11 protein-coding genes are annotated in these 14,143 nt (G+C 61.1%); 5 read left to right on the top strand and 6 right to left on the bottom strand.

Annotated elements, in window-relative coordinates; translation table 11 throughout:
* Window positions 1–35: 35 nt before the first annotated feature.
* The 5 genes from FN835_RS14660 to FN835_RS14680 all read left to right on the top strand — a co-directional run bounded on the left by FN835_RS14660 (window position 36) and on the right by FN835_RS14680 (window position 6,327).
* Window positions 36–494, top strand: coding sequence for a tripartite tricarboxylate transporter TctB family protein (locus FN835_RS14660; RefSeq protein ID WP_185958696.1), 459 nt, complete (start codon window positions 36–38; stop codon window positions 492–494).
* Between the two features lie 3 nt (window positions 495–497).
* On the top strand, window positions 498–1,991 hold the full coding sequence (locus FN835_RS14665) for a tripartite tricarboxylate transporter permease (protein WP_142663982.1): 1,494 nt from the start codon (window positions 498–500) through the stop codon (window positions 1,989–1,991).
* 37 nt (window positions 1,992–2,028) lie between these two features.
* Entirely contained in the window at window positions 2,029–2,796 is a 768-nt protein-coding gene (locus tag FN835_RS14670) for an enoyl-CoA hydratase/isomerase family protein (protein ID WP_246098756.1), read from the top strand.
* Window positions 2,797–3,072: 276 nt separating this feature from the next.
* The gene (locus FN835_RS14675) at window positions 3,073–5,355 is read left to right on the top strand and encodes an NADP-dependent malic enzyme (protein ID WP_142663983.1); all 2,283 of its coding nucleotides are present in this window, start codon (window positions 3,073–3,075) and stop codon (window positions 5,353–5,355) included.
* A 189-nt stretch (window positions 5,356–5,544) separates the two neighbouring features.
* On the top strand, window positions 5,545–6,327 hold the full coding sequence (locus FN835_RS14680) for a GGDEF domain-containing protein (protein WP_142663984.1): 783 nt from the start codon (window positions 5,545–5,547) through the stop codon (window positions 6,325–6,327).
* A gap of 48 nt (window positions 6,328–6,375) precedes the next feature.
* Here the strand turns inward: FN835_RS14680 and FN835_RS14685 are convergent, their stop codons facing one another.
* The 6 genes from FN835_RS14685 to FN835_RS14710 form a co-directional block, all read right to left on the bottom strand.
* Window positions 6,376–7,722, bottom strand: coding sequence for a lipopolysaccharide biosynthesis protein (locus tag FN835_RS14685; RefSeq protein ID WP_142663985.1), 1,347 nt, complete (start codon window positions 7,720–7,722; stop codon window positions 6,376–6,378).
* A 1-nt stretch (window position 7,723) separates the two neighbouring features.
* Window positions 7,724–8,584, bottom strand: a complete 861-nt coding sequence (locus FN835_RS14690) for a sulfotransferase domain-containing protein (RefSeq protein WP_142663986.1) — start codon at window positions 8,582–8,584, stop codon at window positions 7,724–7,726.
* Between the two features lie 10 nt (window positions 8,585–8,594).
* Window positions 8,595–9,455 (bottom strand): hypothetical protein, encoded by an 861-nt coding sequence (locus FN835_RS14695; protein ID WP_142663987.1) that lies wholly within the window; start codon window positions 9,453–9,455, stop codon window positions 8,595–8,597.
* Between the two features lie 80 nt (window positions 9,456–9,535).
* On the bottom strand, window positions 9,536–11,665 hold the full coding sequence (locus FN835_RS14700; protein WP_142663988.1) for a GumC family protein: 2,130 nt from the start codon (window positions 11,663–11,665) through the stop codon (window positions 9,536–9,538).
* Window positions 11,662–13,023 (bottom strand): O-antigen ligase family protein, encoded by a 1,362-nt coding sequence (locus tag FN835_RS14705; RefSeq protein ID WP_185958697.1) that lies wholly within the window; start codon window positions 13,021–13,023, stop codon window positions 11,662–11,664. The genes FN835_RS14700 and FN835_RS14705 overlap by 4 nt, the downstream gene beginning before the upstream one ends.
* Window positions 13,020–14,123 carry an acyltransferase family protein gene (locus FN835_RS14710; RefSeq protein WP_185958698.1) on the bottom strand — a complete coding sequence of 368 codons (1,104 nt, stop codon included), beginning with the start codon at window positions 14,121–14,123 and terminating at the stop codon, window positions 13,020–13,022. Before FN835_RS14710 ends, FN835_RS14705 begins: the two co-directional genes overlap by 4 nt.
* Window positions 14,124–14,143 lie beyond the last annotated feature (20 nt).

The raw sequence follows: 14,143 nt of genomic DNA on the forward strand, positions 1-14,143 counted from the left end.
AATAATTATTATCCAACAAGGGGATGACGGGAGACATGGCTGATTTGCCAATCAAATTCTTGTCGCGCGACTCGATTGCGGGACTGGGTATCGCCATCGTAGGTGCGGGCTTTTCATTAGCGTCGATGCGCTATGGAGTAGGTTCTCTGACCACGATGGGGGCGGGGTTTTTCCCATTCGCTGTCGGTGTCGTCACAACGTTGATTGGGCTTGCCGTATTCGGAAATGCGTTGCGAGAAACCGGTGAAGCGATTGAACGACCAGAACTGCGGTCCGTGCTATTCGTTGCAGCGAGTGTGGTGATCTTTGCGCTGATGATCGACAAGGCCGGGATGGTTCCGACCATTCTGGTTTGTGGCACGGTCTGCGCGATTGCCGATCGTCAGAACAGCGTCCTTCAAGGTGCGTTGCTGTCTGCTGGCCTAGCGGCGGGTATCTGGCTGGTCTTTGTCAAACTTCTGGGCATGCCGATCCCGGTTTTGGGGGAGCTCTGACACATGGACCTGCTTTCCAATCTTGCGGGCGGTTTTGCCCAAGCCCTGACCCTGACGAACCTGTTTTATTGCTTCATCGGCGTGACAGTCGGGACGTTTGTCGGCGTGCTGCCAGGGATCGGCTCGATGATCGCGATCTCGCTTTTACTGCCGCTGACGTTTTATCTGCCGCCAGACGCCGCCTTGGTAATGTTGGCCGGCATTTATTACGGCGGAGAATACGGTGGATCGATCGCGTCGATCATGATCAACCTTCCCGGCTCGGCCTCAACGGCCGTGACGGCCTTGGACGGATATCAGATGACAAAGAAGGGCAGGGCGGGACAGGCGCTGTTCCTTACGGCCATCGCGTCCTTTATCGGTGGTTCGATGGGGATTGTCCTGCTCTCGATCTTCTCGCCGCTGCTGGCGGATCTTTCGCTGCGATTTGGCCCGGCAGACTATTTCTCTGTCATGGTGCTCGGGTTGATTGCCGCGACCTGCATCACGCAAGGCTCCATCCTGAAAAGCTGCGGCGCCGTCGTTGTGGGCGTATTGCTTGGAACAGTCGGGACCGATGTCAACACGGGCGCACAGCGCTTCACGTTCGGCAACTTCAACCTCTACGACGGCATCAGTATCGTCATCATCGCAATGGGGCTATTTGGCCTGCCCGAGATCATTGCAAATATCGGCAAGCCGCAGCACGGATCGATCAATGGAAAGGTGCGGCTTCGTGATATGAAGCCGACGCGGGATGACGTGCGCGACAGCACTGGCCCGGTCGTTCGCGGCGGGTTGCTCGGATCGCTCTTGGGGGCTCTGCCTGCCACGGGGCCAACAATCGCTGCCTTCTTGTCCTACGCGGTGGAAAAGCGCGTTAGCCGCAGACCTGAGCGCTTCGGGACGGGCACTGTTGAGGGGGTGACCGGGCCTGAGGCAGCCAACAACGCGGCGGCCCAGACGGCTTTCATTCCGACTCTGACGCTGGGCATCCCCGGCAGCGCGACGATGGCGCTCATTTTGGGGGCCCTTATGATCCATGGCATCCCACCGGGGCCCCGCCTGATGACAGAACACGCGGATCTGTTCTGGGCTTTGGTTGCCAGCTTCTGGATTGGTAACCTGCTGTTGCTGGTGCTGAACATTCCAATGGTGGGGATCTGGATCAGACTATTGAACATCCCTTATCGCTTCCTCTTTCCTGCGGTCGTTTGCCTGACCTGTGTGGGCGTCTACAGCCTGAAACTTGCAAGCTTTGATGTCTATCTGGTCCTCGGCGTCTGTTTGCTGGGCTATGCGATGCGTCTTTTGCGCATAGATGCGGCGCCACTTTTGATGGGCGTGATCCTGGGGCCGATGATCGAAGAGTATTTCCGACGAGCCTTGCTGATGTCGCGCGGCGATTTGTCCGTCTTCCTGACAGAGCCGATCAGCGCCGGTGTCATTCTCGCGACGATCCTGATGGTGCTTTGGGCTGCGATCAAGGGGCGGCGCCTTGCCGAAAAGCTTCAGTGAGACAGTTGCCTGCCAGACGACAAGAAAAGAGACAGAAATGAATATGATCGACCACATCCTTGAAAAGATGGAGGGCAGCGTGCTTGTCATCACGCTGAACAAGCCCGCCAAGCTGAACGCCTGGGACAAGCCCATGCGCGACGATCTGGTGACGGCGATCCTGCGCGCCTCGAAAAACCCCGAGGTCGTGGCGGTGGTGCTGACCGGCGCCGGCGACCGTGCGTTCTGCGCCGGGCAAGACCTGAACGAAGGCAAAAGCTTCGACGCCGACCGCGCCGAATTGTGGATCGAGGAATGGCGCACGCTTTACAACGCCATCCGCCGTTTCGAAAAGCCGTTCGTCGCGGCGCTGAACGGCATTGCGGCGGGCTCGGCCTTCCAGGTCTCGTTGCTGGCCGATTTCCGCATCGGTCATGCGGGGTCGCGCATGGGCCAGCCCGAGATCAATCAGGGCATTGCCAGCGCCACCGGCTTCTGGATCCTGCGCGAGATGCTGGGCCTGACCCGCGCCATCGACCTTGTGCAGACCGGCCGCATCCTTGAGGCGGACGAATGCCACCGTCTGGGCCTGATCAACCAGATCGTGCCGCAGGATCAGGTCATGGCGCGCGCGCTGGAATTTGCCCGCGAACTGGCCGCAAAGCCGAAGCTGGCCTATGCCTTCAACAAGCAGCGCATTTGCGCCGCGACGCAGGCGGGCTTTGACGAGACGTTCGAGCTGGCCCGCCAGATCCACCGCAAGGCCTTCGAGATGGGTGAGACGCAGGCCCAGATGCAGAAGTTTCTGGACCGCAAGGCAGGCTGAAACGAAAAAGGCGCCGGAAACCCCGGCGCCTTTTTGCTTCGGGTTTCTTGCTTGTGCGGCGGCCACCGGAGCGGGCGAGGATATAGGATTCGCATAAATCTGCGCAAAATAAGTTTACATAATTGCAATTATCGCAACAATCCGACGGCTCGCGCGCTGCTCCGGCCCCGCTTGATTATTCATCGTATATTCTTGGTTAAAGCTGCGTCAGCGCAGCTGCGCCTTCTGTCTGGCCCCGCGCTCGGTTAAACACCTTCGAAGATTCAGGAGGAACCCATGAGCGACGACAACACCCCCCGCAAATCCCGCGTGACCGCCGAAGAGGCGCTGGCCTATCACATGGAGCCGCGACCGGGGAAATATGACATCGTCGCCTCGACCCCCATGGCCACGCAGCGCGACCTGTCGCTGGCCTATTCACCGGGTGTCGCGGTCCCGGTCGAAGCGATCGCGGCGCGGCCCGAGACTGCCTATGACTATACCGTCAAAGGCAATATGGTCGCCGTCATCTCGAATGGTACGGCGATCCTGGGCTTGGGCAATCTGGGTGCTCTTGCCTCGAAACCCGTGATGGAGGGCAAGGCGGTGCTGTTCAAGCGCTTTGCCGACGTCAACGCCATCGACATCGAACTGGACACCGAAGACCCCGAACAGATCATCAATGCGGTGAAACTGATGGGGCCAACATTCGGCGGCATCAACCTTGAAGACATCAAGGCGCCGGAATGTTTCATTATCGAACAGCGTCTTAAGGAGATCATGGACATTCCCGTGTTCCATGACGACCAGCACGGCACAGCGGTCATCTGCGCGGCGGGCCTACTGAACGCGCTAGAGCTTTCGGGCAAGCGGATCGAGGACGTCAAGATCGTCCTGAACGGCGCGGGCGCTGCCGGGATCGCCTGTCTGGAGCTGCTGAAATCCATGGGCGCGCGGCATGAAAACTGCATCATGTGCGACACCAAGGGCGTGATCTATCAGGGCCGCATTGAGGGTATGAATCAGTGGAAATCGGCCCATGCGGTCAAAACCGACGCACGCTCGCTTGAGGATGCGATGCGCGGTTGCGATGTGTTTCTGGGCGTGTCGGCCAAGGGCGCGGTGACGCAGGCCATGGTGCAAAGCATGGCGGAAAACCCGGTCATCTTCGCCATGGCGAACCCGGACCCGGAAATCACCCCCGAGGAAGCGCATGCCGTCCGCCCCGACGCAATCGTCGCCACGGGCCGCAGCGATTACCCCAATCAGGTCAATAACGTATTGGGCTTCCCCTATCTGTTCCGGGGCGCGCTGGACATTCACGCCCGTGCCATCAACGACGAAATGAAGATCGCCTGCGCCCATGCTCTGGCCGCGCTGGCCCGCGAAGACGTGCCCGATGAGGTTGCGGTGGCCTATGGTCGCAAGCTGCAATTCGGGCGCGACTATATCATCCCGACGCCCTTCGACCCGCGCCTGATTCATGTCGTCCCGCCCGCCGTCGCCAAGGCCGGAATGGATACGGGCGTCGCGCGCCGCCCCATCGCGGACATGGAACATTACACCCAGTCGCTCAAGGCGCGGATGGACCCTACGGCGTCGATCCTGCAAGGCATCCATGCCCGTGCGCGTCAGGCGCAGGCCCGCATGATCTTTGCCGAAGGCGACGATCCGCGTGTGCTGCGCGCCGCTGTGGCGTGGCAGCGGGGCGGCATGGGCCAGTCGCTGGTCGTGGGCCGGGAAAACGATGTGCGCGAAAAGCTGGAGGCAGCCGGTCTTGGCGATGCCGCGCGTGAAATCAGCGTCATCAACGCCGCGAACTCCCGCCATCTGGAACAATATCACGACACGCTTTACGCGCGGCTGCAACGCAAGGGCGTGGACCGCGAGGATGCCTATAAGCTGGCGAACCGCGACCGGCACGTCTTTGCTGCGCTGATGCTGGCGCATGGGCATGGCGACGGGTTGGTGACCGGCGCGACGCGCAAAAGCGCGCATGTGCTGGCCCAGATCGGCCGCGTCTTTGACGTGACGCCCGCCGATGGTGCCGTGGGCATCACGACCGTCCTGCACAATGGCCGGGTCATCCTGATCGGCGACACGTTGGTCCATGAATGGCCCGAGGCCGAGGATCTGGCCGATATCGCCAGCCGTGGCGCGCATGTTGCCCGCGGATTGGGACTAGAGCCGCGCGTGGCCTTTCTGTCGTTTTCGAACTTCGGCTATCCGATCAGCGAACGCGCGGTAAAGATGGCCCGCGCGACCGAGGTGCTGGATGCGCGCAAGGTGGATTTCGAATACGAAGGCGAAATGACCGTTGACGTTGCGCTGAACCAAACGCAGGCGGCGAAATATCCCTTCTCGCGGCTGACTGGCCCGGCAAACGTGCTGGTGGTTCCTGCACGGCATTCGGCCTCGATTTCGGTCAAGCTGTTGCAGGAACTGGCCGGGGCAACCGTTGTCGGCCCGATACTGACGGGTGTGCCCGCCCCGATCCAGATTTGTTCGACCACCTCGACCGTGAACGACATATTGAATATGGCGGCAATCGCCGCGGGGCGTGTCGGGCAGATCAAGTAACGACCATCGACATGGAAAGCCGGGTGGGGCCAAGTTCAGCACCACCCGGCAGTTTCTGCCGCAAGGCCGCGACGGATGATCATATCGATCAATTCTGCCCTGCCCCTGCCCCAAAGGCCATGTTTCAGCTTGCAACTTTGACTTGTTTTTGACTTGATCGCACACGTATAGCAGTGACGTGGCAGAGTAATGGCGTATTCGCACCGCCTTTTAAAGAAATTCGGCAAGTTTTCGGTATTCAAGCAAACCTGCCTGATCGTGCTGGCTGCCGTTATCGGTGCAGAAACGCTGACGCTGATCTTTTACAGCATCTTTTTCGCGGATCGGCTGCTGCTTGATTTGCTGCTGACCTCGGTGATCGTGATCATCGTCGGCTTCCCGCTTGCCTATTTCTTTATTGGCCAGCAGATGAAGCTGGCCGCGATGGCGACCAAGCTTGAATACGCCGCCCGCACGGACGGGCTGACCGGCCTAACCAATCGCAAAACCTTCTTTGACGATGCTGCTGCCGTCATTGCCGGGGGAAAACATTCCGCCGATACGCTGTTGTTCATCGATGTCGATCACTTCAAATCGATCAACGATACCTACGGCCACGCGGTCGGTGATGCGGTGCTGCGCGAACTTGCATCCGCCCTTCGCGCATCGATCAGGGAACGCGATCTGGCCGCACGCCTGGGCGGAGAGGAATTCGCCGTCTTTCTGCTGGATGCCGACCGTGAGGAAGCCCTGCAGGTGGCCGAGCGTATCAGGTCAGGCGTGCGAAACGTCTTGCGCGTGGTGGGCATCATGGACCGCGCAATCACGGTCAGCGTCGGCGTCTGCGTTCGCGAACCCGGACAAAACCTGGACGAGATCTTGCTGAAGGCGGACCATAATCTTTACGCAGCCAAGAACCGGGGACGTGATCTGGTCGTCGTGGATGGCCCGTCGCTTTCCGTGGATCGAACCTGCCGCGCCGGGGCGGCCTGAGCTGCCAGACACCCTTTGGCGCGACGTTTCATCTATTTTTACAACGCACTATCTGATTTTCCGCGCCAGCGTCCCCAGCAATGTCAGATTGACCCGTTTTTCACGCCAGACCAGCAAAGTCAGCACGCCGTAAAATCCGGTCCATGCCAAGGTCGCGCCAATCGCCGCGCCCGCCAGACCAAAGGCATAGCCGCCAATCACCACCAACGCAGCCAGAACGGCCAACATGACGATTCCAACGATCATCAGGCGGCGTTGCTGGCCGGTCAGCGACAGGACGTTGGCCGCCGGGCCAAATATCGCCAGACATAGCGGATCGGCCATCAGCAAAAGCAAAAGCCACCAGGATTTCTCAAACCCTGCATTGTAAAGCCGCAGCAATTGATGGCCGAACAGGCCGAACAGCAGCAGGCCACCGATCACGGGCACCATCTTCATCAGGGTCGAGCGGTCAACGATCTGCAGCAGCCGATTGTCGTCCCCCGCCGCGATGCTGCGCGATAGGTTCGGCGTGATGCTTTGATTGACCGCCACCACGCCGAAGCGCACGAAACCGACAAAGGACAGCGCGACAGACAGGCTTGCCACATCCGCAGGCGTCAGGCTGAAGGACGAAAACAGCACGGTGACTTCCTTGCTGTATTCGATGAACAGCATCGTCGCGCCCATCTGCAGGCCATAGGCGATCCAGCCGCGACGCTCGCTCATGTCGCGGCGGATGCCCGACAAGGAACGATAGTTCCCCATCAGCAGACCCTGCTGCAGCGCCAGATTGACCGCCGCCGACAGCAGGAAGCAGATCAGCACGACCGTTGCCGACGGCATCTCGGACCAGATCAGCAGGTAGATGCCAAAGAACATCAGCAGCATCAGCGGGCGCAGGAACGTGCCCGGCAAAGTTGCGACGATCACCCGCGAAAAGCCCATCGCGTGGGCGGATCCGATGCGCAGCATCCCCATCAGGGCGGCGCTGGCCACCGCGATCAGGAATGCCGTGCGACCATCCTCGGGCGAGATGCGCAGACACAACAGCGCGCCCACGACGATCACGACCGGCACACAAATCGCGGCGACCTGCCACGTCATGCGGATGAACCCTGCCGCACGTGCATTCTCGTTGCGATAAAGCGCCTGCGTCAGAAAACGCGATGCCCCGATTTCGCAACTGCCCGAAGCAAAGATTGGCAGGATCATCGCCAGTGACATGGCCGTCAGCGCACGGCCCATTTCATGCGGCCCCATGACGCGGGCCATCACAAGACTAAGGACCAGCCCCAGAACCGCGCCGAATACCCGTGCGAACAGGATCGTCAGCGGAACCAATGTCTCGGCGCTGCCAAGCACGCGCAAAAAGGCCGGGCGCCCCCGCGGCGCCGTGACGTGCTGACCCGACATGTCAGGCCCGCATTCTGGTAAAGCCGGGCCACTCGGCCGGCTGGCGGCCAAGCAGCTGGAACAGCGATTCCATCTCTCCCTGCAGTTCCTGCGTCAGCTTTTGCCGGGTCTCGGGCAGCATCTTGGGCACTTCGGCCCGCACGTCGATGCGGTTCGCGGCCAGCATCTGGCGGAACGGCGGCAGCTTCTTCATGTTCATCAACTGCTCTTCCAGACCCATGCGGCGCATCCGGTCACCTTGCGCGCGCAGCACGTTGCGCAGCCACGGCATCCGGGCACGGTCGCTTTCATTGCGCCGCTCGGACAAAAGGCCGGTAGTGAAATCGGGGGCCATGCCAAGGAATTCATAGACGCGGCGGGCCTGCTGGCCCGGATCGCGTTTGATGTCTTCGGCAAACAACACCAGCATCTGTTCGCGCGGAAAGACCTGCATCCAGCGGCCCAGATGCGTCCCGTAACGGGACTGATCCAGATAAGACGGGTTGTTCGCCAGCCCTTCCTCAAAGCTGATGCCGTTGGGGATATGGCCCTTGATGACTTCGTGCAGGTGGTTGGAATAGGCCCGCTCGACCGGGTCGCGCAGCAAAAGCAGAACTTTCATCGCCGGGTCATAGGCGTGGACCCGTTCCGGCGCGCGCGGATCGTGGAAATAGCTGGGCGAGTTTTCGAAATAGACCTTGGCGGTGCTTTTCACGTCGAACAGCGATTCATACCAGCGATAACCGCGGTCATAGTAATAGCTGAAGAAATCCAGTTCCTTTTCGCGCGCAACCGCGCCTTCGGGATGTGCGGCAAGCACGGCATGGATCCAGGACGAGGCGCATTTTTGCGCGCCGATCCCGATGGCGGTGGGCTTGGGCATGATCGTCATCCTATCCGAATTGGCGCCGTGCAGCGTCATAGATTGCCATGTCGGCGGCGCAGGCTTGCTCCAACCGGCTGCGTTGCGCTGCATTCAGGCTGATGGTCGGCCATGCCGCCTGATTATAGCGATGGACCTGTGGCTTGACGCCGAACTCATCCGCGAACCGGTCCAGATATTTTGGCATGTCGTTCAGAAAACCCAGCACGGCGATGTTCTTCAACCGCTCCAGCGCCAGTTCCAGCACGGCAGGTTCTTCTTCGGCCGTGACGACGTTCTTGCCGCCCAGATAGCGCAGGAACACTGTTGCGTGGCTGCGACCGACGGGACCGTCAAGCCATGCGTCCACATCGGACGAGACATAGCCATTCCCTGCCATCATCGAAAAGTTCGAGATCGCACGCGACACCGGATCGCGCATCACCGACGTGATGCGGTAACGCGCGCCGAAATGCCGTTCCATTGCGGCAGAATAAAGCACGTGCCCGTGGATCAGCTGCGCGCCTGCCGCCATATGCGTCAACATCAGCTGTTCGCGCAGATTGAATGTGATGTCGCCATGTTCCAGATCGTCGTGGCAAAGCGCTTCTTCGTCGCGGTCAAAGGTCTGGATGGCAGCCGCGCGGCGGGTCGAGATCGCGTCCAGCACCGCCACTGTCTTGTGCAGCGGCACGGTTCCATACAGCGCCTCGGACAGCGATGTGCCGCCGCATTTTGGCATGTGCAGGAACAGGCAGGGATGTTTCAGCCCGCGCGCGACAGCACGTGCGCGCCCGGAATAGATGCGCAACCGCCGAACGGTGCGAGGGTGCAGCAGACCGCGCGGGGAGGCCGCGGTATCTGCCGGAGGGGTAACGGTTTCACTGGTCATATATAGCCTGATGTCGTGACAAGAAATGGGGAGGATTGTCGCGCTTCGGCGCAGTCAGGTCGCTTGGACAAGCCCGCCGGTCAAGCGGGCTTGCCTTTCAGAATGGGGTCGTGACGGCGCAGACGGCTTTGACGCACATCGGTCAGGAATACGCCCGACAGCCTGCGGCCAATGCCTTCGTTCCGGTCCAGGATCTGCTCCAGGGCGTGAAGCGAAACCTTGCCAAAGGGCAGCGCCAGCAGCACTTTGCCGACCTTGGCCTCGGCGATGATTTCATCGACTGCGCCCGACAGCGGCGGGCCGTCGATGATCACGATTTCATGCTGATCCTGACGGCTGGCCAGCAGCGCAGCGATCGCGGCCGAATAGTTCGACGGATCGACCGAACGGCCGATATTCGGCATGGCGACCGTCAGCCGTTCGGACGGGTTGGCAAGATCCAGCGTCGTGTTGACGGGGGTGACGTTTTTCAACTGTGGCCGCAGCACGCTGGATAGGCGACGATTGCTGATGTCGCCTTCGACCAGCAGAACCTTTTCGCCCTGACTGGTCAGGAAGGCGGCAAGACTGCTGGACAGCATCGCACGGCTGGAGCTTTGACCCAGCGAACTGACCAGCGTCGTGCCCCGGTCGCGGCGCAAAACCACGGCCGCGCGGCGCAGGCTGTCGTAAAGCTGGCCGCTATCGACCGATTTCCCCTGCGCCAGCAGGCCGGGATTCATCAGGGCTGCAGGCGCAAACGGACGCGGCGGAACCGAGCCCATGTAGGACAGGCCCAGACGGTCGCGCAAAGGCTGCGGCCCACGGATGCGATCATCAAGCTGGCCGCGCATGAATATCCATGCCAGCGACAACAGGAAGCCGCCGATCAGGCCGGTGGCCAGCACCAGAACCAGCGGCGGGTTTGCCGGATTGGCCGGGGGCACGGCATCGTCGATCACCCGCGTGTCGCTGACGATATACAGGTCCTGGCTTTGGCTGCGCTGCAACTGGCCCATGACGCTGCGCTGCTGTTCCTTGACCGCCTCGGATTCGCGCTGAAGGTTGCCCAGTTCGATCTGCGTGGCAGCGATCTGCGACAGTTCGGCCTGCAATTCGGAATGGCGCGCCTCAAGCTTGGCAAGGTTCGCCTCGGTCACTTCCTTAACCGCCTCGGACGCTTCGCGCATGGTGGTCAGCTCATTCATGATCTGACCGGCCATGCGGGCCAGAATGGCGGTATTGCCGCCATCGCTGCGCTGCGCGTCCTTGTATTGCTGCATCAGGCGGCTCAGCGAAACGTTGTCGGATTTCAGCGACAACAGATCGCCCACCACACGTTCGTTCTGCAGGCGGCGAATGTCGGTGTCGATTTCGGCGGTGAACAGGGTCTGGCTGCGCAGAACGCGCTGCTGATCCACGATCTCGGCCTCGACATCGGTCATGGTCGCACCGGCAAGTCCGGTTTCGCCATCCTTGGGCACGTCATTTTCCACAAGGAATTTCTGGACCGCAGCCTCGGCCTGACGCGCCTCGATGGAAAGGCGGGTCATCTCGGCGGAAAGCCATGCGGATTCCTGCTGGACGCGGTTGCGGCTGTCATCTTGTTGGAACAGCACATATTCCTGTGCCACGGCATTGGCGACATCGGCAGCCAGCCTTGGATCTTCGGCAGTGAACCCGATCAGGATGACGAAGGTATTGCCCTGACGCTCAACCGTCAGGTTGTCGCCGACCCAAGCCACCTGCGCCTCCTGGATTTCCTCGGCGGTGGGGGGCGGGGCCACTTCTTCTTCGGGCTGACCCAGCATCTGGCGCAGACGGGCGATCGGGCCGGGCGAGGCTTCCTCGGCTTCCTGAGGGGCGCCATTGCTCATGGCGGCGACGATCTGGGGTTGCAGCTTTTGGACCACGCGCCGCAGCAGGCGGTCCGAACGCAGCACCTCGATTTCGGAATCGACGACCAGCGCGTCGGCCAGATAGATCGTCGGGGCCGCTGCCGCATCGCCGCTGCCGCCCAAGCGGGGGTCGATCATGATGGCCGACGTGCCGTAATAGTAATCGGGCCGGGTCAACGCCAATCCGGTGGCAAGCGCCCCGGCCAAGGCACTGCCAAGGATCAGGACAGGCAGATTGCGTCGGATGCCACCCAGCGTTCGGCGCACAAGCAGGGCGAAATCCGGCACGTCATTGCGCCAGACCGACGGTGCATGAGGAAGATCGTGGTTCATGACATGCCTTTGAATTCAGGGAACGTAGGGAAGGAGTTGTCCCATGGGTTGGAAGAAGGCCGCATCCTGGACGCGGTGCGAGGAGCCAGCGGCGAAGGGAAGGCAGCGGCAAGGATCAGGACCAGCATGATGACGATGGAATGGCCCTGAAAATATTGCGCCCCCAGCATGGACATTCCAAAGATCGCAAGGATCAGCGTAAAAGCCCATGCAGCATAAGCATTTGCACGATACCGCGCGTGCCAGAATGTGCGGAAAAGTGCCGTCAGCGTCATGGCGCAATGGGCGACGACCCCCATCGGACCCAGCGTGACCAGAAGCTCGATGATCAGGTTGTGAAAGCCGACCACGCCTTCGCCGTAACGGCTGCGCAGCGCGATGATGTCGGATGCAAAATGCGGGTTGTCCCAGAAGCCTGCCGCACCATAGCCCAGCCACGGATGCGCCAGATAATGCTCCCACCCGAAATCCCACAGGATCGTGCGCCCGGTCAGTGTCGCATCGCGCCCGACCAGCCCCAACAGGAAGGACAGCGGGTCCAGCCGCGTGAACAGGCTGGCAATCAGGAACAGGCCCAGGGCTGCCATTGCCGCCGCTGCCAGAAAGGCCCATGCGCTGCGCCAACGCAGCAGGAACCACAGCGCCATACCCGCCCCCGATGCCGCGACCGAAAACAGGATGCCCGTGGCCGAACCCGCCACCATCAGCACGACGGTCACGCATAGCAGACCCATCACGCAGGCCAGCCGAAAACGCGGTCGCAAGTTCGGCAGGATCAGAATGCCGAAGGCACATGTCACGGCAAACAGCACAGCCCTGTGGCCCAGCGAGTTCTTGGAGTTGAAGATGCCCTGAAACAGATCGCGCGCATCGTAAGCAGGCGTGATGGCGCTGGTCAGGTTCATCACCGACACGATCATGGTAAAGAACATGACCATGAAAAACGTCCGGTAAATCTGCTGGATACTGAAGCGTGAGCCAAGAAAGATCGCGATCAGCGCCGTCACGCCAAGCTGCAGCGAAAAGCGCAGCGTTTCGCTGGGCAGGTCCGACCACAGCACCGAACTTGCCGACAGGGCCGGATACAGCAGCAATACCCAGTTCCGCTCCAGCGCCTCGGCGACTTGCGACAGGCTCATGGCCATGCGCAGGAAGATATAGGCGTAACACAGCAGCCAGATGATCGAATTCAGCCCAAGGAACATGAAGGCATCGGCCGAGAACAGGACCACCACGGCGAAAAACGCGGAATCCAGCCAATCCATGAAGCTGGTCTTGTCGCGTTTGTCGGCAGTCCGGCTGCGCCGTATCGGCTGCATCGGGCGCCCTGCCGGCATGGTGATCGGGGCCACGCTCATGCCATGGCCTTTGCGCGTTTCAGGGCGGGACGTTCGAACCATGTCAGACTAAGCCACGCGACTGCCGCCGTGACCAGACCGACCCCCGCGATGACGGCCAGACGCGCACCAAGCGAAGGGGACGCGGCCAGCGGCTCGGCCCATTTCAGGAAAATCGCGTGCAGCAGGTAGAAACCGTATGAGATTTCGCCCAGAAACAGCAGCGGTCCCGTGGCCAGCCAGCGGAACGGTCCGGCACCCACAAGGCTGCAAACGAAGACCAGCACCATCGCCGCCCAGATCAGCGGATCGGCCCAGATCGGCACCGCCAGCGCCGTGCCCTGCCGGAAGTTCGGATTGACCGCGACAAAGGCCAGCACCGCCAGCACGGCGATGGCAGTCAGCGCCCATCCGGGCATTTGGGTGGCATGGTCCATGATGCGTTTGCGGGCTAGGGCGATCAACATGCCGCTCAGGAAATAGGGCGTGTAATAAAATACCGTGACAAAGGTCATCCAGTCTGTGTGATAGGCCAGCACCTGCGCCACAAAGGCCACGCCCAGCACCCCAAAGACCAGCGCCAGATGCGTCAGCGAAAGCCTGCCCTGCCGTTGGCAAAACAGCCAGGTCAACACGAATATGGCATAGAACTGGATTTCGACCGGCACGGCCCAAAGCTCGCGCGTGCCGTTCAGCAGGAACAGATGCTGCGCCAGCATCGGCGCATCCGTGATCGGAAACGGCCAGACCACTCCGGCCATTGTCGCGATCACCGACACCGCGACGACCAGATAGAACAATGGCAGCACCCGACCCAACCGCGCCGTGACATAGCGGCGCAGGGCCAGCGCATCGGGACGCTGTTCCAGATACAGCATCCCCATCAGGAAACCGCTGAGGATGAAGAACAGCATCACGCCAAGCTGCCCGACCCCATTGCCGATGAAACGCGGCAGAAAGCCAGCATTTGCCGCATGAGAGACAAAGACCACGACCACGGCAAAGCCGCGCAGCCCCGTCAGCGTTTCCAGCTTGGCCGAGCCGCGCGTGCTGGGCTGCGCCTTGACCGCCCGGTCGGGCATGACGCCTTCATAGACCGTCGCGGTGGATGGCCGGGTCATCGGCAGTCTCCGCATCTGTT

The organism is Paracoccus laeviglucosivorans (genome assembly GCF_900182695.1).
Lineage (GTDB): Bacteria > Pseudomonadota > Alphaproteobacteria > Rhodobacterales > Rhodobacteraceae > Paracoccus > Paracoccus laeviglucosivorans.

Bases quoted from the DNA above. Each gene is read 5' to 3' on its own strand.
- FN835_RS14710 (WP_185958698.1), bottom strand. From the start codon at position 14,123: ATGACCCGGCCATCCACCGCGACGGTCTATGAAGGCGTCATGCCCGAC.
- FN835_RS14665 (WP_142663982.1), top strand. From the start codon at position 498: ATGGACCTGCTTTCCAATCTTGCGGGCGGTTTTGCCCAAGCCCTGACC.
- FN835_RS14705 (WP_185958697.1), bottom strand. From the start codon at position 13,023: ATGAGCGTGGCCCCGATCACCATGCCGGCAGGGCGCCCGATGCAGCCG.
- FN835_RS14690 (WP_142663986.1), bottom strand. From the start codon at position 8,584: ATGCCCAAGCCCACCGCCATCGGGATCGGCGCGCAAAAATGCGCCTCG.
- FN835_RS14670 (WP_246098756.1), top strand. From the start codon at position 2,029: ATGAATATGATCGACCACATCCTTGAAAAGATGGAGGGCAGCGTGCTT.
- FN835_RS14660 (WP_185958696.1), top strand. From the start codon at position 36: ATGGCTGATTTGCCAATCAAATTCTTGTCGCGCGACTCGATTGCGGGA.
- FN835_RS14700 (WP_142663988.1), bottom strand. From the start codon at position 11,665: ATGAACCACGATCTTCCTCATGCACCGTCGGTCTGGCGCAATGACGTG.
- FN835_RS14675 (WP_142663983.1), top strand. From the start codon at position 3,073: ATGAGCGACGACAACACCCCCCGCAAATCCCGCGTGACCGCCGAAGAG.
- FN835_RS14695 (WP_142663987.1), bottom strand. From the start codon at position 9,455: ATGACCAGTGAAACCGTTACCCCTCCGGCAGATACCGCGGCCTCCCCG.
- FN835_RS14685 (WP_142663985.1), bottom strand. From the start codon at position 7,722: ATGTCGGGTCAGCACGTCACGGCGCCGCGGGGGCGCCCGGCCTTTTTG.
- FN835_RS14680 (WP_142663984.1), top strand. From the start codon at position 5,545: ATGGCGTATTCGCACCGCCTTTTAAAGAAATTCGGCAAGTTTTCGGTA.